Origin of the sequence: Pseudomonas sp. C6002 (assembly GCF_013385805.1) — a bacterium.
Lineage (GTDB): Bacteria > Pseudomonadota > Gammaproteobacteria > Pseudomonadales > Pseudomonadaceae > Aquipseudomonas.
The window spans coordinates 1-700 of sequence record NZ_JACAPH010000055.1 but is presented as its reverse complement, the minus strand read 5'-3'; the positions used below and the strand labels follow the sequence as shown (position 1 = coordinate 700).

The window sequence follows — 700 nt, the reverse complement described above, 5'->3', positions numbered from 1 at the left end:
CCATCAAACCCGGTTTCCTGCTGGATCAGGCCGTTGGCGTGATAGTCGAGCCGATAGGTTTCGCCGACCTCGTTTTCAATCTCGGTCAGTAACAGCCGAACATTGTCATAACGGTATTTAAGCTGCGTGCCGTCCGGATTAATCCGACGGCTGATCAGGTGCAAACCATCGGCGTATTCGTAGCGGGTGACGCGGCCCAACTCGTCGCGCTCAGCAGTGATTTTTCCGTACGGGTTGTAGCTGAATTCGCGTGTGGCCCCGTCAGGCTGAATCACTTTCAGCAAACGACCTACGGCGTCCCACTGATACTGGGTCAGCGCACCATGCTCATCCTCGCAAGCCACCTGCCGCCCCAGCTCCTCATAGCGATAACGCCGCACACCGCCATTCGCCAGTTTTTCTTCAATGAGCTGGCCGCGTTCGTTCCAGATAAAGCGTTGGCTGCTGTTATCCGGATACCAAACACCCGTGAGCTTTCCGTGTTGGGTGTAGGTGTATTCGGTGTAATTGCCGTCCGGATCAGTCTTGCGAGTGATATCGCCTTGATCGTTACGCTGGTATTTCCACACCGCGTCACCACGGCGCACAACCCGTACGAACCCGTTGTCATGCTCGTAGGACGTCGGCGCATCGTCCCCGGGAAACAGCGCAATCAACCGACCGGCTTCGTCGTACTGATAGGCCGTCACCGCCCCCAGCG

1 pseudogene is annotated in these 700 nt (G+C 57.1%); it reads right to left on the bottom strand.

The window, feature by feature from the left end:
* Positions 1 to 700: pseudogene (locus tag HX817_RS31470) on the bottom strand (type IV secretion protein Rhs); the annotation flags it as partial.